At 37.2% G+C, this 20,647-nt stretch carries 17 protein-coding genes and 1 pseudogene; 10 read left to right on the forward strand and 8 right to left on the reverse strand.

Annotated elements, in window-relative coordinates; genetic code table 11:
- Positions 1-5 precede the first annotated feature (5 nt).
- From AC2INI_RS00655 to rfaD, 4 genes are all read right to left on the reverse strand, one after another.
- A complete protein-coding gene (locus tag AC2INI_RS00655) occupies positions 6-830 on the reverse strand; it encodes a glycosyltransferase family protein (RefSeq protein WP_486305107.1) in 825 nt (274 codons plus the stop codon).
- Positions 831-836: 6 nt separating this feature from the next.
- Complete coding sequence (locus AC2INI_RS00660) at positions 837-2,177, reverse strand: O-antigen ligase family protein (protein WP_486305108.1); 1,341 nt, start codon at positions 2,175-2,177, stop codon at positions 837-839.
- 8 nt (positions 2,178-2,185) lie between these two features.
- Positions 2,186-3,208 (reverse strand): lipopolysaccharide heptosyltransferase II, encoded by a 1,023-nt coding sequence (gene waaF, locus AC2INI_RS00665; RefSeq protein ID WP_486305109.1) that lies wholly within the window; start codon positions 3,206-3,208, stop codon positions 2,186-2,188.
- Between the two features lie 135 nt (positions 3,209-3,343).
- On the reverse strand, positions 3,344-4,285 hold the full coding sequence (rfaD, locus tag AC2INI_RS00670; RefSeq protein WP_486305110.1) for an ADP-glyceromanno-heptose 6-epimerase: 942 nt from the start codon (positions 4,283-4,285) through the stop codon (positions 3,344-3,346).
- Positions 4,286-4,665: 380 nt separating this feature from the next.
- Here rfaD and AC2INI_RS00675 point away from each other — a divergent pair.
- The 4 genes and pseudogenes from AC2INI_RS00675 to AC2INI_RS00690 all read left to right on the forward strand — a co-directional run bounded on the left by AC2INI_RS00675 (position 4,666) and on the right by AC2INI_RS00690 (position 8,527).
- Positions 4,666-6,040, forward strand: a pseudogene (locus tag AC2INI_RS00675) (MBL fold metallo-hydrolase RNA specificity domain-containing protein).
- A gap of 149 nt (positions 6,041-6,189) precedes the next feature.
- Positions 6,190-6,411 (forward strand): four helix bundle protein, encoded by a 222-nt coding sequence (locus AC2INI_RS00680; RefSeq protein WP_486305111.1) that lies wholly within the window; start codon positions 6,190-6,192, stop codon positions 6,409-6,411.
- Between the two features lie 179 nt (positions 6,412-6,590).
- Entirely contained in the window at positions 6,591-7,235 is a 645-nt protein-coding gene (locus AC2INI_RS00685) for a TetR/AcrR family transcriptional regulator (RefSeq protein ID WP_486305112.1), read from the forward strand.
- A 164-nt stretch (positions 7,236-7,399) separates the two neighbouring features.
- Positions 7,400-8,527, forward strand: a complete 1,128-nt coding sequence (locus AC2INI_RS00690; protein ID WP_486305113.1) for an LPS O-antigen chain length determinant protein WzzB — start codon at positions 7,400-7,402, stop codon at positions 8,525-8,527.
- 168 nt (positions 8,528-8,695) lie between these two features.
- On the opposite strand, the gene AC2INI_RS00695 is transcribed toward AC2INI_RS00690, so the two are convergent.
- From AC2INI_RS00695 to AC2INI_RS00710, 4 genes are all read right to left on the reverse strand, one after another.
- On the reverse strand, positions 8,696-10,906 hold the full coding sequence (locus AC2INI_RS00695) for a YjbH domain-containing protein (RefSeq protein WP_486305114.1): 2,211 nt from the start codon (positions 10,904-10,906) through the stop codon (positions 8,696-8,698).
- 2 nt (positions 10,907-10,908) lie between these two features.
- Complete coding sequence (locus AC2INI_RS00700; RefSeq protein WP_486305115.1) at positions 10,909-11,628, reverse strand: capsule biosynthesis GfcC family protein; 720 nt, start codon at positions 11,626-11,628, stop codon at positions 10,909-10,911.
- A gap of 10 nt (positions 11,629-11,638) precedes the next feature.
- Complete coding sequence (locus AC2INI_RS00705; protein WP_486305116.1) at positions 11,639-12,241, reverse strand: YjbF family lipoprotein; 603 nt, start codon at positions 12,239-12,241, stop codon at positions 11,639-11,641.
- A gap of 197 nt (positions 12,242-12,438) precedes the next feature.
- Positions 12,439-12,678: a hypothetical protein gene (locus tag AC2INI_RS00710; protein ID WP_486305117.1), complete on the reverse strand. Its 240-nt coding sequence runs from the start codon at positions 12,676-12,678 to the stop codon at positions 12,439-12,441.
- 437 nt (positions 12,679-13,115) lie between these two features.
- Here AC2INI_RS00710 and AC2INI_RS00715 point away from each other — a divergent pair, with 437 nt between their 5' ends.
- The 6 genes from AC2INI_RS00715 to AC2INI_RS00740 all read left to right on the forward strand — a co-directional run bounded on the left by AC2INI_RS00715 (position 13,116) and on the right by AC2INI_RS00740 (position 20,625).
- Positions 13,116-14,258 (forward strand): polysaccharide export protein, encoded by a 1,143-nt coding sequence (locus tag AC2INI_RS00715; RefSeq protein ID WP_486305677.1) that lies wholly within the window; start codon positions 13,116-13,118, stop codon positions 14,256-14,258.
- A 1-nt stretch (position 14,259) separates the two neighbouring features.
- Entirely contained in the window at positions 14,260-14,700 is a 441-nt protein-coding gene (locus AC2INI_RS00720; RefSeq protein WP_486305118.1) for an arsenate reductase/protein-tyrosine-phosphatase family protein, read from the forward strand.
- 71 nt (positions 14,701-14,771) lie between these two features.
- A complete protein-coding gene (locus AC2INI_RS00725; RefSeq protein WP_486305119.1) occupies positions 14,772-16,934 on the forward strand; it encodes a polysaccharide biosynthesis tyrosine autokinase in 2,163 nt (720 codons plus the stop codon).
- Positions 16,935-17,698: 764 nt separating this feature from the next.
- Entirely contained in the window at positions 17,699-17,848 is a 150-nt protein-coding gene (locus tag AC2INI_RS00730) for a hypothetical protein (RefSeq protein ID WP_486305120.1), read from the forward strand.
- Between the two features lie 395 nt (positions 17,849-18,243).
- On the forward strand, positions 18,244-19,524 hold the full coding sequence (gene tviB, locus AC2INI_RS00735) for a Vi polysaccharide biosynthesis UDP-N-acetylglucosamine C-6 dehydrogenase TviB (RefSeq protein WP_486305121.1): 1,281 nt from the start codon (positions 18,244-18,246) through the stop codon (positions 19,522-19,524).
- A gap of 81 nt (positions 19,525-19,605) precedes the next feature.
- On the forward strand, positions 19,606-20,625 hold the full coding sequence (locus AC2INI_RS00740; protein ID WP_486305122.1) for an NAD-dependent epimerase/dehydratase family protein: 1,020 nt from the start codon (positions 19,606-19,608) through the stop codon (positions 20,623-20,625).
- Positions 20,626-20,647 lie beyond the last annotated feature (22 nt).

Below are 20,647 nucleotides of genomic sequence, written 5' to 3' on the forward strand. Positions count from 1 at the left end.
TTAAATTAATTACAACGAGGGTGTTTACCAGTTAATAAAGTCTTTAAAAGAATGCTAGTTAGCTCTTTGTTTTTGCTTGAAAAGCTTTCTAATAACACTTTTCTGAAGCGTTTTAATGATGAAAAACTAGGGTAATGCCGTAATGTAAGGGCTGTATGATAACCCATTTCAATTTTTCTAAATTGTTGTTTGCTTTTTGATTCATTTTCATCACGAGACAGTGAGTGATCAAACCCTGGAATAATACTGAGTTGATTTATTGCTTTCAGTTTTCTAATTCTTAAGAAAAACGAAGTATCTACACCATAGAGTGCATAATGTTCATCAAATAAATTACCATATTTTTGAATTATAAGCTCAGAGAAAGAGTGAGAAATGGTTAATCCACTGCCTATAGCTACAATCTTATCTCTTCGGCCAAAACTAGCAGATGTTTTTTTTGGGAATTTATTTGGGCTACATATTTTACCAGCAGATTTAACGATAGGAAGACCAAGCCCTTTGATGCTGTTGCCCATAATGGTATTAATATACTCATTACTTAATTTAGAATCATGATCCAGTATAATGTAGTGGTCATTTGGATTTTCTTTTACAAACTGGTTATAGATGTAGCTCAAAGGTTTATTACTAGTATCTTGAATTATGGAGCATTTATATCCTTTATTACTTAAAGTACTTACTAAACTGTCATCTATATTTATTGGACCATTATTATACAAAACTAATGTCGTACCAAAAATATTAACTTTTGTTAGTTCTAGTGCTTTTATTGTTTCGGATTGCTCTAATGAGCAATTATATAAGACAACAAGAATAGAGGATGTCATAGTAAATTATTCCGTGTCTTTATCTTTTAAATCTAGTTTTATAGCTAGATAAAAAGTATAAAGACCAGCAAAGAAAACATTATGTGAATAAACACCATAATTTCTAGAGTTAAATGATTCAAATGCATTTATCGTTAACCAATAGGTTATGCAACAAAGAGATAAAAATATCCATAAGTTAGCATTTGGTAGTTGTTCTTTTATAGATAATAATGAGCGAGGTAAATTAATATAAAGCGCATAAATTAATAGTAAGCCTATAATTCCATATGATACAAGAATTTCAAGATGAAAATTATGAAGATGACTTAATCCTTTTATTATTCGGAAATTTTCATTAATTCGGTCATTGAATAATTTTGATTGTGAAATTACTAACCCTGGAGTATTAGAGTCTAAGCCAAGGACTGGATGAGAGTTGATCCATGGTATTGATTCAATCCAAGAGTTGAGTCTAATACCCACGCTACTCATGGGGATATTTTTAGTGTCAAGGTTAATTATTTTATGAATAGATTGCATATCACCTTGGCCACTACGTTTTTCAACCATAGGTGAAATTTCTTTTATTATAAAAAATATAAGAAATAATATGATTACGTATCCACACAGGCTGTGTTTCAATTTTATTTTTTCATTACAAATGGAAAATAGAAGAGGAAGAAAAGTAATAGTTATTAAGATTGCTAGCCATACCATACGAGATTGGCTTATTATTATCATGGTGAAAAATAAAACACTTAAAATAAATAGAATTATAGAACAAGTAATTCTTATTTTTATATTACTTGTTAAATTCTTCGTAAATGAAAGTAAAATGAAGTGGAAAAAACAGAATATAAAACTTAATCCTGAAAACATTGACGTATATTGAGCGTTTTTAATATTGAAATCAACTCGGATTCCTTGTAGCCCGGAACTAAATTCATTTATAAATTCAGAGTGGACAATGCAACCAGTCAAAAAGCCTAAAATGTAACAACTCCATAATATATATACATTTTTAATTTTTCCTTTGAGCCAATACGCCATGAATATAAATATGAATAGCTTACTTAAACGATCAATCTTAGGGTATAAATTAGCAAGGTCAGGTATATATACTAAGCTGTTCACCCAGCTTAGTACTTGAATTAATATTGTAAGTAATAAAAGAATGACCATAGGCTCTTTATATATTTTATCTCGATGAAGATAAAGTATCCCTAATGATCCGGTAAAAAAAGCAGCCCTGAATAAATCACTTAGTTCAGGAAATGGAACAACGGAAAAAGTATACATAAAAACTGATAAAAGCATTATGTTACTGTATGTTTTTGACTCAAACGTATTTTTTAATATAGACATATAAGCTACTACAAAGTGTTAATGATTTTTATTGGTTTTAATTCTTTCAAACACTTCAAATGTCCAAGAGGGCATTCTCGTTTGAAACATGGACGACACTCAATATCAGTACTTACAATATCAACTTTTTCTGCTAATGGCGGTGTGTATTTCGGAGAAGTCGAGCCATATACACCTACAACATGACAACCAACAGCAGCAGCAATGTGCATTAGGCCAGAATCATTACTAACTACGGTTTTACAAGCAGCAAGCAGGTCAACCGCTTCAATTAAGTTAGTATCACCAGCTAGGTTAAATACTTCTGGTTGGTTATCTGAATCGACCAAAAATTTAATGCTTTCAGTTGTCTCTTTATCTTTTTCAGAACCAAATAACCATATTTGATGGCCACGATTAATCATTTCATTTGCTACTGCTGCATAGTGTTCAACAGGCCATTGTTTTGCTGGACCAAATTCAGCTCCAGGACACAAACCAAGTATTGGTTTATCGGTAGATAGGGAGAATTTAGCAAGTGTGGCTTTTTGAATATCAACATCAATAGTAAGTCTAGGATGTGGTAAATTATCCAATCCACCTAACGAACTTGAATTGAACATCTCAGATTTGGGATGAGCCAAGGCTACATAGCGTTCAACCATATACTGGAAAGACTTTTTATTTGAACGTAAATCGGTAAGTAAGCCATAACGCATTTCGCCTTTCCAACCGATACGTTTTGGAATATCAGCAAACCAAGGGATCAACGCAGATTTAGCAGAGTTAGGGCAGATATAAGCATGAGTATAATTATTGGCTTTAAGTTGTCTACCTAAACGACGACGGCCAAATAAATCAAAGTCACCATGACCAAGCGGCATATCAATCGCTTGATTAACCTCTGGCATGCGTTCCAAAATGGGTTTACACCATGCCGGAGCCATGACATCAATAACAGCGTCAGGATGTTGTTGTTTAAGTGTGATATACAGTGATTGAGACATCACCATATCACCAACCCATGAAGGGCCAATAATTAAAATTTTCATGTAATACCAATGATTAAGAATTTAGATCGGTCGCAGGCTCCCTTGAAGGATTCAGAGAAGTATGTTGTGAATTAATTAATCACCGCAACAATATCTGAATTCTGCAAGCGCAGCGATCTGAACTCTGCTCCAACCTTATTTATTCACAATCGCCATATACTCAGCAACACCATCAGCTACCGACTTAAACTCAACATCACAACCAGCAGCACGCAGCTTAGTTAAATCTGCTTGGGTAAACTCCTGATATGCGCCTTTTAAATGCTCAGGAAAAGGAATGCTTTGAACTTTGCCTTTACAATGATGTTTAATTACAGCATCAGCAACAGCGCGGAACGGTTCAGCACGGCCAGTACCACAGTTGTAAATACCTGATACGCCATTTTCTAAGAACCAAAGATTAACCGCAGTCACATCACCCACGTAAACAAAGTCACGTTTGAACTCATCACTGCGTTCAAATAATTTAGGATCTTCACCGGCATTCATTTGGTTGTTTAAATGAAAAGCAACCGAAGCCATTGAGCCTTTATGTTGCTCACGAGGCCCATAGACATTGAAGTAACGGAAACCAGTAATTTGAGAAACCGTTTCACCGTGCGCTTCAGCATCAGCCCATAGGCGACGTACGTAGTTATCAAATTGTTGTTTAGAGTAACCGTACACGTTTAATGCGCCTTCATACTCACGCTCTTCAACGAAAGTATCCGTATCGCCATAAGTTGCTGCAGATGATGCGTATAAGAATGGGATCTCACGCTCGATACAAAAATGAAGTACTTCTTTAGAGTATTCATAGTTGTTCATCATCATGTATTTACCATCCCACTCAGTGGTAGCAGAGCATGCACCTTCGTGGAAAATAGCATCAATTGTACCAAAGTCATCACCCGCCATAATTTGCGTAATGAAATCTTCTTTATCCATATAATCCGTAATATCAAGATCAACTAGGTTCTTGAATTTCTTGCCATCTTTAAGGTTATCAACCACTAAAATATCGTTGAAGCCCTTGTCATTTAAAGACTTAACAATGTTGCTGCCAATCATGCCAGCGCCGCCAGTTACAATGATCATTTTGATACCACGATTTATTAAGATAATTGATTCGATTGTAGCAAATAAAGGAGTAAAAGGCAGCGGTAATTTTTCGACAATGTATTAGTGAGTCGTCGCCACTAGAGACTATACGCTTCGCTAACTAGAAACGATAAGATCATATTGTTGTGAGTAATTCATGAGATATGAACCGAAAAGCAAGTTGTAAGTACAATGAATGAAGCGGATTGATTAAGTATCGAATGCTTAATGAATAGAAATTGAGTTATAAAAGTTAAGTTCTGGAATGTATGAGTTAGTGATGTATTTGATTAATCAGTATTACTGGCTTTTATAGCTTCTAGTCACGCAGTGAATACAGTTAGCAAAGCGTATAGTTTATTTAAAATGGAGTAATCATGCCAACACCCTCAAAAAATTCAACCCAAACCACAAACCTTGAAATAAACCTAAAACACCACGGTGGAAAACTCGGCGTCACCGGCTCTTGCCACGAACTCAACATTAATAACAACGGTAACAAGCACGGCATATTAATCGACTACGGCTTATTTCAAGGAAAAGACGCGAAAGATAAGCATGGTAATGACAAAAAACTCGACATCGAATTTCCCATCTCACACCTAAAAGCATTAATTCTTACTCATACTCACATAGATCATATTGGTCGCTTACCTTGGTTATTAGCAAAAGGCTTCAAGCAACCCATTTACTGCACACCAGCCACAGCAGAGCTAGTACCATTAATGTTAGATGATGGCTTAAAATTACAACTAGGCCTAAATAAAGGCCAAAGAGCAAGAGTATTAGAATTAATAAGAAAACAAATAAAACTCATCCCATATAACCAGTGGCACCGAATCCCACTTTCTTCTACAGTTAAATCATCGGACTCAAGCTCTTACTCTAAATCTTCTCGCTCTCATTCTTCCCTCTCTTCCTCGTCCCTAAAAACTAGCCCCTCGCACCTGCTCTTAAGATTCCAACCCGCAGGTCATATTCTCGGCTCGGCCTATGTCGAAATTAAACTCCCCAATAATGAAGTCGTCGTATTCTCAGGTGACTTAGGCCCATCAAATACCCCATTATTACCTGATCCAATCCCACCGAAACGTGCCGACTTACTAGTAATCGAAAGCACTTATGGCAACAAACTTCACGACAGCGTAGAAACCAGAGCAAAACGCTTACAAGAAATAATAGAGCGTTCATTAAAAGATGGTGGCGCAATCATTATTCCTGCATTCTCAGTGGGCAGAACCCAAGAGCTGCTGTTTGATATCGAGCATTTAATCCACCATCAAAAATTCCTATTATTTTAGATTCCCCATTAGCCAACAAAGTCACCAGACAATATCGCCGCTTTAAAAAACTGTGGAGTAAAGAAGCCAAAACCAAACTCAACGTCATCCGCTTAACTTTGAACAATGCATTACCATAGAAACTCACAAAGAACATATGCAAGTCGTCAATCGCCTAAAAAGCACCGCAGAGCCTTGCATCATTCTCGCTGGCTACCAAGCTCATGGCACATTAGGCCGAGATCTGCAAAACCAAAAACAAACCGCCTGGATAGATAATCAATCAATAGATGTAAATACACAAATTCATACCATGTCAGGCTATTCAGCTCATGCCGATCAAGCAGATTTAATTAAGTTTGTTGATGGGATTGAGGACGGAAGGAAGGAGGTGGTTGTGGTGCATGGGGAGAATAACGTGCGCGAGGAGTTTGAGAGGATTTTGGAGGCTAGAAACTATATGCTGCGCTGACTAGAGACTATAAGAGCTGGTGTGTTCATTGCTGATAGTTTATCTATGTATTTTATATAGCTAGAGATGTTTAGAGTGGCTAGAAACTAATAAGAGTGGCTACGTCTATCGGTAAGAGTTATTAAATTAAACAAAATAGGGGTGATGAAGTGTTATTTGAAAATTTGAGGGTATGGCAACGTTCTGCTCGATTAGCTTGCGATATTATTGAGTTATTTGAAGGGAATAGAAATTTTGCCCTAAAAGATCAAATACTGCGTTCTTCGTTATCTGTGCCTTCAAATATCTCAGAGGGAGAGGAACGAGAGACGCTTAAGGAGAAGATTCGATTTTACTATTATGCCAAAGGATCCTGCACTTCTTTTAGTTAACGAAACACGAGAGATAGCAAAAATTATCGCAACAATTATTCAAAAAGATAAGAGAAAAAAATGAAGAGTGGGCTTTTGATCTTATAGTCTCTAGTTAGCTCAGTGTATAGTATCTAGTATCATATAATTTTTTCAGTTACAATTTTGAAATATTTGAATTCAATTGGCGCGGAAAGAACATGAAAACAAAAGATAGAATAATCCTCGGTGCCTTAACTCTTTTCAACCAAAACGGTGAGCGAAACATCACCACCAATCATATCGCTGCCCATCTAGAGATCAGTCCAGGTAACCTTTATTACCACTTTGGAAACAAAGAAGAGATCATTAATGGGATTTTTGATAACTACGCGCAAGAGCTAAAAATACGCTTTAAGCCGATGGCGGAGGACGACCAATCGAACATGCCTAGCGTGCAGATCATGCTAAGTTATTTAGATTCGATTTTTGAGTTGATGTGGAACTACCGTTTTTTTTATGCCAATTTACCTGATATTTTGAGCAGAGATGAAAAACTAAAACTAAAATATACTAAAGCCCAACTCGCACTGCACGATAACTTAATAGCGATTATGAATAATTTTCGTGATTCTGGTCTAATAGCACTTGAAGATGATGAGCTACAAGCATTAACTAAAACCCTGCATTTAGTTGCCTCTTGTTGGATCAATTATCAGACAGCTTTACTTTCTGACAAAGAGATAACAGAAAACATAATCTATCAAGGTATGTTGCAAATGTTGAATGTAGTTAGACCAATGGCGACAGAGAAGGGTAGAGTACAGATTTTAGAATTAGAAGCACATTATAAGGGTAGATTATAGAATTCTGCTAGCGAAACGATCGGAACTCTTTTCTTGTTTTTATTGCCTCTAGCTATGTAAACTCGTATATAATTTACAAAAACAAAAACAAAAACAAAAACAAAAACAAAAACAAAAACAAAAACAAAAACAAAAACAAAAACAAAAACAAAATTTGGAAGAATATGAATAATCAATCACCACAACAATTTCAGCAGTACCCTCAGCCGCCATCATTTCAGAATGATGAGATTGATCTTAAAGAACTATTTATGGCGCTATGGAAAGGGAAACTTACCATTATTTTATGTACCTTGGTATTCGCGATTGGTGCTGTGTGCTACGCAGTTACAGCCCAAGAGTGGTGGTCATCAAAAGCTAAAATTATGGCTCCTCAAGTGTATAACTTTGCGGAATACCGTGATCAAGTAAAGCAGTTTCAGCCTGTCTTTGATATTTACCAAGATGATGGAACGGTTCTAGTTAGTGAAGCATTGGATTCACTAGTTGACAGTGAAGTGTTATTTCAAAACTTTGTGAGTGCTTATAATTCATCAAATAATAAAAAGAAATTTTTAGATGGAAGTGTCGAGTTTCAGTCTTTTAAAGCAAAACTTGACACAGACACAGACACAGACACAGATAAGAAAGAAGCTACTCGTAAGTTATATTCAGAATGGTTTCAAAAGATAAGTGCGGTAGCTGATAATAAAAAAGCAGAGTTATCTCCATTTAATATAAGCTTACAAGCGACGACAAAAGAAAGTAGTTATACATTATTAAATGAGTATATTACGTCAGTCAAAGCAATTGTATTTAATGATGAGTTGAATAACCTTCAAGCGATGGTTAATGGTAAGCGTAATGAACTGCGTCAACAAAAAAATATCTTAGAAACTCAAGCAAAGAACAGATTAGCTGTTGAAATTGAGCGTTCTCAATATGCGTTAGAGATAGCTAAAGCGGCTGAAGTAAGTAAACCTATGCAAAACATGGGAAGTAATGAATTATTTGCGATTGAATTAGGCTCACAAGCCCTGAATGCAAAAATTAAAGCTCTAAAGTCGCTGGAAAATTTAACAGTTATAGAACCAAAATTACAGCAAATTGATGCAAAACTAGAGATGTTGAAAAACATGAAAATTGATCGAAATATTAAATTTCAATCTTTCCGTTACTTAGAAAATGTAGAGCAACCATTCAGTCGTGATAAACCAAAACGTGCGTTGATAGCTGTATTGGGAACTCTACTTGGCGGTATGTTAGGTGTCGCGATTGTTTTGATTAGATTTGCGTTTAGAAAAGAAGATTAGGAGCTTAGGATTCAGTTCGGTCGTAAGCTCCTTTGCAGAGTTCAGAGGTAATAGTGGTAATCTATATACTTAAAGTCAACACCTCTGAACTCTGCCAGCGAAGCGATCTGAACCTTATCTTTGATTCTTCCGCTCTTACTCGTCCCTAGCCCCTGCTTTTACTAGCCCCTAAAGTCCTTTTTTCGTAAACCACGGCGATCTCTCATCTGTCAGCTCATACAACTCATGCTGTTTATTCAACATCTGTCCACCATCACGTGTCAGTGGTTGCCAGTTAAACATTGCGCGGTTCTTACTTGGTTTCACCGTCATGATGTCAAACGGGATCGAGATATAGAAACCTTTGGTGTAGCTGCCTTCACCAAACTCTTCAGCTGATAAATCGGTAAAGCTTGCGTAAGCACCGGCAATAACACCCGAATCAAACTGCTTCGAGAAATCAATGCGTGTGCCTTTATCGCCTGCCAAGAATTGACCTACACCGACTTTAAATAAGGTATTTTTTAAGAAAGACCATTGAGGGGCATAATAACCGGTCACAAAACCCGTCATGCCACTCGAAACTACCGTGTAGTCACTGCCATCAGTACCGCCAGATTGGAAATCCTGTTCGTAAAAGCCAAACCAACTATCCGGTGAGCGCTGCTTAATGTAAGTTGCATCGACACCAACAGCCCAATTACTGTTTAATGGGCGATACATTATTTCAGAACCAATTCCACCAAACATGCTTTCTAAATAACCGGCATAGGCTTGGCTATATAAACCTGAACCGTACTCTTCAAACCAAGTCAGTTGCAGTGAGTTTAAGCGTACTGGGTTATCATGAACATACGCTCTAAACATAGTACGAACACGAGGAGCTGAATCACCCGTGCCATCAGGTGGTGTGATGTAATTAAACTTATCGTAGTTATCGATAATATTAAAATACAAACCTCCAGAGAATTGAACCTTATCCGTTAGCCAGATGGATGCATCAGTATTGACACCAAGTGCGTATAAATAGAAATCTTCTGCATTACCAATAGATTGCGCTAATGTAGGAGAGATTGAATAATCCCAACGCTCTAAATTATTACTTTTTAGCTCATCATCAGAAGGGGTATACGTTACCTCATCGGTTTGACTTGCATCGGTAATATCAGCATGAAAATATTCGTTGTTTGCTACTTTCTTATATTGTTCTGCATCGATAGTCGTTTCAGATATTGGCATCGATTGATTGGTTTCAATAATGCGGTAAGTTGAAATCGTAGTAGGAATATTATTTGCCAAAATACGAACAGCACGATCATGACCTTTATCACCATCACGATACTTGGTTTGTGTCGCTACGATAGTAACGGAATTATCGTTAGCATAGATTTGGCTCTCTTCATAACCTGCATTGTTATTAAGCTGCTGATTTACTCGTTGCCAATCAACCTCATTAATTGACTCTGCATTTGAGGCTGAGTAAGCTGCAATGGGTTCATCACGCCAAATAGCACGCATAGTATTAAAGTTGGTGGTTAGATTAAAACCAAGCGTTAAGGTATCACCCCGCTCATAGCTCAGTTTCAAATCACCCCAATCGCCAAAGCCATACAACACACCCACATTCCAAGGTGTATGCTGAGTCATATCTGCAACGCCACCTTTTACAGGATAATCTTGGCTGTAATCGTTCGCGTCATATTCTATTTTTAAACGCAGTGGTTGATAAGGCGTTTGATACTCTAAACCACCATAGATAGCGGCAGGACCTTTAAACCAACGTTCGAAATCAACACTGCCACCATTGCCTTTAAAGCTAGCCTCTCTAGAGCAGTATTTGTCTGATGCTTTACAAAATGGGTTAGTAATATTGCCACTTTGTCCAAGATAGCCCCAACCCATACCTAGAGTGACATCAAGATTGCCAAAACGCTTGGTTGCAGCAACAAACTCACCATCAAATAGACCCGTACCACCAAAATCACGAATACCAATAGAGGTTTCAGGTAACCAAGTGCTCTCTTCGAGTAAACGGATTTTAAAATCGATGCCTTTATCGGTATGAGCAGTATCACCACTGAATTCAGGATCACTGCTGTATTTCATATCCTGCGTCATGGTGTATCGAATGGTAGTTTCTAGCCACGGCATTACTTGTAATGAAATATTATAAAAATGGTATTCATTATTAATGCTAGCCCCAATATTGAACTCACCTTCAGGAGCCATTCGGCCAGAAGGCATTTGCATTAAACCAACGCCACCAAAATCAGTTTGAGAGGTAGATAATGTGACTGGTTCAAATTGGGTTTCATCGACTTCATACGCATAAACAGTATAAGGAAGTACAGAAGCGACAAGGCTAGTAGCGACAGAAAGAGTGAATGGAAAAGGTTTCATAATCACAATGCCTTATTGCGCAAAAGTTGGATGATTGACTCGTTTAATGAGATTAATTCAGACGGTAACGAGGAAAAAGGTACGTAAACAATAGCACCAGGAGCTAAATAAACAGGGTTGTTTTTCCAAATGGTAAATTCGGTGATTTGAACTATACCACCAGGTTGAATCACTGCGATTTGAGTGTTGTCAGCATGAGTAGATAGTTCGACTTGCTTTAGATAATTATCAACCGAGGCGTGCTCTATTAATGGTAATACAATAGGAGAGTCAGATTCAATCGCACCAATAACCGTAATGGCGTTGGGTATTGTCGAGGTGCTTAATGTGTAGTGTCCAGAAAAAAGGGGGTTATAGCTATTATTAATACGAACTCGATCGCGATCTAAAGAAGTAAAAACTCGAGAAGTATAAGAGAAAGTATTGAGCTGAGAAACGAACGCTTTGCTATTCTCAACTTGTTGGAGTTGATTAATGATCTGAGTTTTTAAATCATCAATCTCATGTTGTTTGTCATCATTACTTAATACCGCACCTAGCAGATAAAAGTCATCTTCAGTATTGGCGTAATAATCGTTAAGTACCGTGACCATTCTTGTTGGCTGCGGGTAGTTTAATTGGAGTGATTGTTTATCTAAGGTGACCGTTAGAGTGTCGCTGTCAGTTGTATTTGCAATAGCAGAGGCACTAATAAATAGAAAGTAAAGGAAAAAACGTAGCATGATAAGTCACCTATAAAGAGAAGGGTTTTAATATGGTCATTTCAATCTTCCCTAACTTGGGACCTAAATATTGAACGCTTTTTACGACATCGCCTTGTTTATCTACCCAATAGCGATTAGTAAAAGAGGTATCCAAACTTTTAATATTGACCGTTTCATAGACTAACTTGGTTTGCTTTTGCCATAACGGGGTGGAGATAAACTCAGAGGTAGAGATAATAGGAGTGATGTCAGCTTGATAGTGGTAAAGGTAGTGATTGGTGGTTTTCCAGCTATAGCTCGCATTTCTGCTAATTTGTTTTTGTAATAGTTCAGCGAAACTTGGCGCTGTTTTAGTACTCGGCTCTATCGATTGTAAATTCGCTTGAGCCAAGCCAAGTGTTTTTACTACACGTCCATTCTCAGTCACTATCATCGCTTTATCAGAAGAGAGCCATTTTAACTGCATTATCCCTGTTGCTGGGTTTGGCTCTGCAAACGCCAATACCATAAACAACTGCGCACCATCATTAATACGAACAAAACTACTCGCATAAGGCAATTCAGCGATTTTATCAGAAGTTAATGCCACATCTTCTGCACCAAAGAGTGCTTCATCAAGGGTCGCATTCACATCATTAAACTTTTGAGTGCAGGCGGAGAGTAAGAGAAGGCTGGTTAATATAGTGAGATATTTAAACACAAGAGGCTCTTTGGTTATAAAAATAAGAGGGGTCTAAGATACTAGGGACGAGTAAAAAGGGACGAGAAGTAGAGCCTAGAACCTAGCCACTAAAATCTCGTCCCTTAATTCTACAACGAGAAACTAAATTACTTAGAAGCTGTAGTCGTTGTAGAGTTTGAGCCCGAATCAGCAACAGCAACAACAGCAACTGCAGCTGCAGCACCTACAGCGATAGCCGTAGTTGAAGCAGCACCAGCAGCAGCAGCAGAAGCGCCTGCAGTACCAGCAGCAGAACCAGAAGTCGAAGCAGCAGTTGTTGCTTCAGCAGCAGCAAATGCAGAACCAGCAGTCATAGCTAGCATAAGAGCAATAGCAGTCTTTTTCATAAGATTAACCTTTATTATTTGATGAAGTGTTGATTAAAGTTTACTCAAGGAAAGGTAAACGTCGTGCAAAATAACACAGGATTCTCTATAGAGTAAGTGAAAATAAACCGATATAGGCATTATTTTACAAAAAAAAGTGTGGCATAAGTAATAATTGTGTCAATTAAGTGGCTTATTGATAGATTTATCATTGCTATCCTTGCTTTTTTGTGCTTGCTGTTGTTGTGGTGATCTGTATAATTCGCGGCTAATTGATATCTGTTATTTATAAAAGCGTTGATGTTTTTCTGCGAATGCGAGGCTAACATTGTATTGTTGTTTTTGTTAATATAGCAGCTGTTCATGATTAATTTATGTTATTGCGCTGAGAGGGAATGTGCCTATACCTCCGGGCGGTAGCGTATCCAAATTCTACTAGTTAAGTCGAAATCATGTTTATGAACATAAAATACCAACCACTTTTCGCTGGGTTAACCTTGCTCCTTCTTGGTGGTTGTACCGTTTTTCCGGGCTCGCATATTTCAACAACAAATAAGCATTCCGTAGAGCAAGAGCAAGAAGAGGACGAAGAGCAATTTTCGGAAGAAGTGAATGTATACGCATTAACCCCTCAACAAGTCGCTAAATATCAAACAGCAAAAACATCAGCACAAGCTAATCCTGAACTAGAAGCATTAATCGCTAAATACGAATACCGCGTAGGACCTGGCGATATATTAAATGTGACGATTTGGGATCACCCTGAATTAACCATTCCTGCCGGTTCTTATCGTAGCTCTAGTGAATCAGGTAACTGGGTTCATGCTGATGGTACGATCTTCTATCCTTATATCGGTACAGTAAAAGTAGAAGGTAAAACCGTTCGTGAAATCAGAACGATTGTATCGAACAAACTAAAGCGTTTTATTGAAAGCCCACAAGTTGATGTAAACGTTGCAGCCTTTCGCTCAAAGAAAACCTACGTTACCGGAGAAGTGACACAACCTGGCCAACAGCCGATCACTAACATTCCTCTTACCTTACTTGATGCAGTTAACCGCTCTGGTGGCTTAGCTGAAAATGCCGATTGGCGTAATGTGACCTTAACGCGTAATGGTAAAGAAGAAACCTTATCGCTTTATGCATTAATGCAACGTGGTGATTTAACCCAAAACCGTTTATTACAACCAGGCGATATTATTCATGTCCCACGCAACGATACGCAAAAAGTATTCGTTATGGGTGAAGTGAAAAATCCACAGTTACTGAAAATGGATCGCTCAGGCATGAGCCTAACCGAAGCATTAAGCAGTGTCGGCGGTATCAACGAATTAGCCGCAGACGCAACCGGTGTCTTCGTCATCAGAGCAACAAGCCAAGATAAAAAACAAGATAGTATGGCGGACATTTACCAGTTAAATATCAAAGATGCCTCAGCCCTTATTATAGGTACAGAATTCGATTTAAAACCTTACGACATAGTCTACGTAACAGCAGCGCCAATCACCCGCTGGAACCGTTTAATCATGCAGTTAATGCCAACAATCACTGGCTTTAATGAGCTAACCGAAGGCGCGTTACGCGTTAAGACGTGGCCATAATATGTTTAATAAAATTTTAGTCGTGTGTGTCGGTAATATTTGTCGTTCACCAACTGGTGAACATCTTTTAAAAGAACTATTACCAAATAAAATCATTCATTCTGCAGGGGTCGCTGTTGAAAAAAGTCGTCTCGTCAATAAGCCTGCAGATGTAATGGCAACAGAAATCGCTGCTAAACATGGTATTAGTTTAGGGGGGCACCAAGCTCGTCAACTTACTAGTGCAGTTTGTCGTGAGTATGATTTAATTTTAGTTATGGAAGTTGGTCACAAAAAAGCAGTAACCAGCTTAGCGCCAGAAGCTCGAAGCAAAACTATGTTATTTGGTCAATGGATAGGGCAACAAGATATTCCCGACCCATACAGACAAAGCCGAGAAGCGTTTGAGCATGCTTACGGATTAATAGAAAAAGCAGCCCACGAGTGGGTGAAGAAGTTGTAGGTTTAGTTTTGAGGAACTATCCCCTAAAAACATGTATCTATTAGCCCTTATCTATAATTATTGGAATCTCCATGTCGCAAGTAATCAATTCTAATCGAGAGTCATCTTCTTCCGATGAAATCGATCTATCCAAACTCTTTGGATACTTAATCGATGGTCGTTGGATTATTATCAGTATAACTACTATTTTCGCTATTGCTGGTATCGCTTTTGCACTTCTATCTACACCTATCTATAAAGCCGATGCCCTTGTTCAAGTAGAACAAAAAAGTGGTGGCGGTATGTCTTCTCTTGTAGGCGATATGGGTGATATGTTTTCTTCTGAATCTTCAGCAGTGACTGAAATCGAGATCATCAAGTCTCGTATGATATTAGGTGAGACGGTTGATAAGTTAAACTTAACCACTATTGCAGCGCCGCAATACATGCCCTTTTTTGGTAAAGGCTTATCTCGTTTAATGGGTGAAGTTAAAGCGATTAAGATCAGTCGTTTTGATATCCCCTCTTATATAGAAGTTCCGACGTTTACTTTAGTGCTTGATGATGCAGAAAAAGGAACTTACAGCCTATTTGATGCAGAAGAGCGTAAAGTGCTTTCGGGTGTTGTTGGTGAGTTAGCAGATAAACAAGATTATCATTTATTTGTCATGCAACTAAATGGCCAAACGGGTGATCTGTTTAATGTAGCTAAAATCTCACGTTTTGATGCAATTTTAGGATTACAGAAAGGGTTGGTCATTAGTGAACGTGGTAAACAATCTAATGTGCTCCAGTTTTCTCTGCAAGGTGAAAATAAAGTAAAAATCCAAGCAATCCTTAATAATGTCAGTCAAAACTACTTTTTGCAAAACATTGCTCGTGATAGTGCAGAAGCAGAGAAGAGTTTAGCGTTTTTACAGCAACAATTACCTAGTATTAAAGAAAAGCTAATCAATTCTGAAGATAATCTAAATAATCTTCGAGCTGAGCGCAAGTCTGTGGACTTAAGCTTAGAAGCACGTGCCGCATTAGATGGCATGGTAAAACTTGAAGCTCAATTAAATGAGTTAACGTTTAAAGAGAGTGAGATCAGTCAGCGTTTTACTAAAGATCACCCAGCTTATAAATCATTGCTTGATAAGCGTAATGTCCTTCTTGGTGAAAAAGTACGTTTTAATAAACAAGTACAAAAACTACCAAAGACTCAGCGTGAAGTTCTGCGTCTACAACGTGATGTTGAGTTAAACCAACAGATTTATATTCAATTATTAAATAAGTCTCAAGAGCTGAGTATTCTTAAAGCAGGCACAGTTGGTAATGTACGTATTCTAGATAGTGCACAAGCGTATTCTGCTGCCGTTAAACCGAGAAAATCATTAATCGTTGTTTTAGCTACTTTACTTGGTGGAATGTTTAGTGTCGCTTTAGTATTAGTTAAAGCTGCATTTCATCGTGGTGTAGAAAGCCCTGATGAGATTGAAGCGTTAGGTATTCCTGTTTATGCTAGTATTCCAAAATCAAACTGGCAAGAAAAGTTGGATATTCGTTACAACAAGAAAAAGGTTCAGCATTTAGAAACTTTACTTGCTGAATCAAACCCTGCTGATTTATCTATCGAAGCATTGCGTGGCCTACGAACGAGTATGCACTTTGCTATGATGGAAGCGAAAAACAACGTCGTAATGATTACTGGCCCTGCGCCAAATATTGGTAAATCATTTGTAACAGTAAACTTTGCAGCTGTACTCGCAAAGACAGGACAAAAAGTATTGGTTGTTGATGCAGATATGCGTAAAGGTTATATGCAACGCTACTTTGGTATGCAATGGGATAATGGCTTATCTGATTATCTGTCTGGTAAACTGACGTTAGAGCAATCAATTCAAGCATCAGAAGTTGAAAACCTAGATGTTATGACGCGTGGTCAAATACCACCGAATCCATCAGAGTTACTAATGAAAAAACGCTTTAGTGATTTTGTTGATTGGGCGTCAGCTAATTATGATTTAGTACTTATTGATACACCGCCAGTACTTGCTGTAACAGATCCTAGCATTGTTGGGGCATTAGCCGGAACTACGCTAATGGTTGGTCGTTTTGACCAAACATCAGTAAAAGAAATCGAAGTAGCAAGACATCGATTTGAGCATGCAGGTATAGAAGTGAAAGGCTTTATTTTGAATGCAGTAGAGAAGAAAGCGAGTAGCTCATATGGCTATGGGTATTATAACTACAGTTATGAGAGTGATAAGTAAATCAGGGCCGGCACATGTATAAAACGCAGTGTTTTTCAGAAATCGAAGTGAAATTTTTTAAAAAATCACTACTAATTATTATGAATATGTGAACCTATACCTTTCTAAAACAAAGAATGGAAAGAAATAGAAGTCTTTGATGAGTGTAACTTAGAATGGTTACGTAACTTCAGAGAGTTTGAAAGAGGATGGCACCATCGCTAAAACAGTGAGTGTGGTTGACACTGATGAGTTTTCAGTTTGTTTTACACGGTGGTATAATTATATTCAGCATGAAAAATCATTACATACGACTTATGTAGCGATTGATGGGGAATCATTAAGAGTAATATATAACTATAGTAAAATAAATACTTTACTCATATGGTAAATGCTTATTCTGTCGATACAAGCTTGCTTTTAGGTCAATTAAAATCAAATTTCAAAAGCAATGAAATAACGACAACTCTTGAAAGAGTAAAGTTAAAAATAGAATTATTAGCCTTGATACAATGGACTGCTAGAGGTCAATTACTGAAGGTATTATTAATAGAGACGGTGATTACTTATTAGTTGTGAAAGGCAACCAAGAACGCTTATATAATATGGTTTAAATAAATTTTATTTTGCTCAATTTGTTCATTTAGAGTGTGATAAATGAGCAAGTGGAAGAAGCAGGTAAGCGTGGGAGAAAAATGGTTAGGTCTTATTATGTTGTACCATTTACAAAAGTATTTGGAGACTTCTCTGTTGATTGAGATGGTCTAGAAAGTTTATGCATAGCAGTGACTTATAATAAAGATAACAAAAGTAATGCAGGTTCTTTAGGTATTAGATATTTTATATCATCTAAGAAATTATCAGCAGAAGAGTTTGGTAAGTTATGCAGAGGCCATTGGGGGGAGAAAGTATGCATTGGTGGTTGGATTGCGTAATAGAAGAAGACGATAGTAAGATAATGTATTCAGCATGCTGCAGAGAATTTGTCTAGGATCAGGCAAATGTGTATTAACTTTATAAAGTTGGTGAATTTAAAAGGAACGTTGAAGAAACGACAGCTAAAATGTGCGTTAAATACAGATTCTAGATAGATGGTATTATTTGGTACTTAGCTGTAATTTCATATTTTAACAACTCGTGCATGGACCCTGTTCCTCTAGAGTATCTATAGTAACAAAAGGATTTATTGAGACTTTTTTGGGATGTAGGGAAGCTTGTATTATACAAGGGATAGTAGCAAATTAGACTGTCCTTAGATGAATAAAGATCTCTCCGTGAGAATAAAAACGGAGATATATAAAATATTTATATAAATTTATAGAAGGTAAAAATGTCTGTCACTTTCGATAATCTAAAAATTGCAATTATTGGTCTAGGCTATGTGGGTTTACCACTTGCTGTTGAGTTTGGAAAGAAGAATAAAACAGTTGGCTTTGATATCAATCAAGTACGAATTGATGAATTAACATCTGGTAAAGATTCAACATTAGAATGTAGTTCAGAAGAATTAGAAGAAGCCACTTATCTTAGTTATACTACAAACTTAAAAGAACTAAAAGACTGCAACTTTTATATTGTTACAGTACCAACCCCAATTGATGATCATAAACAGCCAGACCTAACTCCACTTGTTAAGGCATCAGAAGCTCTAGGTTCAATTATTTCAAAAGACGATATTATCGTATATGAGTCAACAGTATACCCTGGTGCAACACAAGAGGTTTGTCTTCCAGTGATTGAACGTGTATCAGGTATGACTTTTAATCAAGATTTTTTTGCTGGGTATTCTCCAGAGCGGATTAACCCTGGTGATAAAGAGCATCGTGTTACTAATATATTAAAAGTCACTAGTGGTTCGAATGATGAAATCGCAGAGTTTGTTGATCAAGTGTATAAAACAATTATTACGGCAGGAACTCATAAAGCATCGTCAATTAAAGTTGCAGAAGCAGCAAAGGTAATTGAGAATACTCAGCGAGATGTAAATATTGCATTAATTAATGAGTTATCGATTATTTTTAATAAGCTTGGTATTGACACCCTAGAGGTTCTTGAAGCTGCAGGTACTAAATGGAATTTCTTGCCATTCCGTCCTGGTTTAGTCGGTGGTCACTGTATTGGTGTTGACCCTTATTACCTAACACATAAAGCGCAGACTGTAGGTTATCATCCGGAGATGATTTTAGCTGGTCGACGTTTAAATGATGGTATGGGCCAATATGTAGTCTCTGAACTAGTGAAAAAAATGCTTAAGAAGCGTATTCATGTTGAAGGAGCTAACGTATTAGTCATGGGCTTAACCTTTAAAGAGAATTGCCCTGATTTACGTAATACTAAAGTTGTTGATATTGTTAACGAGTTAAAAGAATACAACATTAACGTAGATATCACCGATCCGTGGTGTTCGAGTGAAGAAGCACAGCATGAATATGGCTTAACGTTAACGCAGCAGCTAAATCAGAATCACTACGACGCTATCATTTTAGCGGTAGGCCACAATGAATTTAAAGAGCTAGGTGCAAAGGCGATCCGCAAACTGGGTAAAAGTGAGCACGTCCTTTATGACTTAAAATATGTGTTAGACAAGAATGTAGTGGATATGCGTTTATAGTCTTTAGATTTATTCTTGTTAACGAAGTGTGTTTAATAGCTTCGTTAACAGTAATGTCATTAATTAAATATTGGTATAGATATGTCTCGGTTTGATGAAATAAAAAAAGAGTTACTCAGCGCTCCTAAAACATGGCTAGTGACAGGGGTTGCTGGGTTTATTGGCTCAAACTTATTAGAAACACTATTGAAACTTAATCAAAAAGTAGTCGGCTTAGATAACTTTGCAACAGGGCATAAATATAACCTTGATGAAGTAAAAAGCTTAGTTTCAGAAGAACAATGGAAGCAATTCTTTTTTATAGAAGGTGATATAAGAGAATATAAAGACTGTGAGAAAGCGCTTAAAAGTGTTGACTACGTACTTCATCAAGCTGCGCTTGGTTCTGTGCCACGGTCTATTGCAAATCCTGTTATGACAAACTCAGCTAATATAACTGGTTTTTTAAATATGCTGCAAGCTGCAAAAGAAGCTGAAGTGACAAGTTTCACTTATGCAGCATCAAGTTCAACTTATGGTGATCATCCAGCTTTGCCTAAAGTTGAAGAAAATATTGGTAATCCATTATCTCCTTATGCGGTGACTAAATATGTAAACGAATTATATGCAGATGTATATAATCGTACTTATGGTTTTAAAGTTATTGGATTACGTTATTTTAATGTATTTGGTAAGCGCCAAGATCCAAATGGTGCTTATGCTGCTGTAATCCCCCGTTGGACGGCTGATCTGATAAATCATGATGAGGTATACATCAATGGTGACGGTGAAACAAGTCGTGACTTTTGTTTTATCGAAAACACAGTGCAAATGAATATTCTAGCTGCAACGGCAAGTGATGAGGCTAAGGCTCAGGTATACAACGTAGCTGTGGGTGATAGGACAACACTGAATACATTATATGGCAGCATTCAAAATTCGCTTGCAAGTAATGGATTGGAGAACCAAAGTAAACCAACTTACCGAGAATTTAGAACTGGTGATGTTCGTCATTCTCAAGCTGATATCAGCAAAGCAAAAAATAACTTAGGGTATGAACCTGAATTTGATATACAACAAGGTATTGATAAAGTAATGCCTTGGTATTTGAAATTTGTTTGAATAAAACATCTCTAAATGTGAA

It is taken from the genome of Aliivibrio friggae (assembly GCF_057368515.1).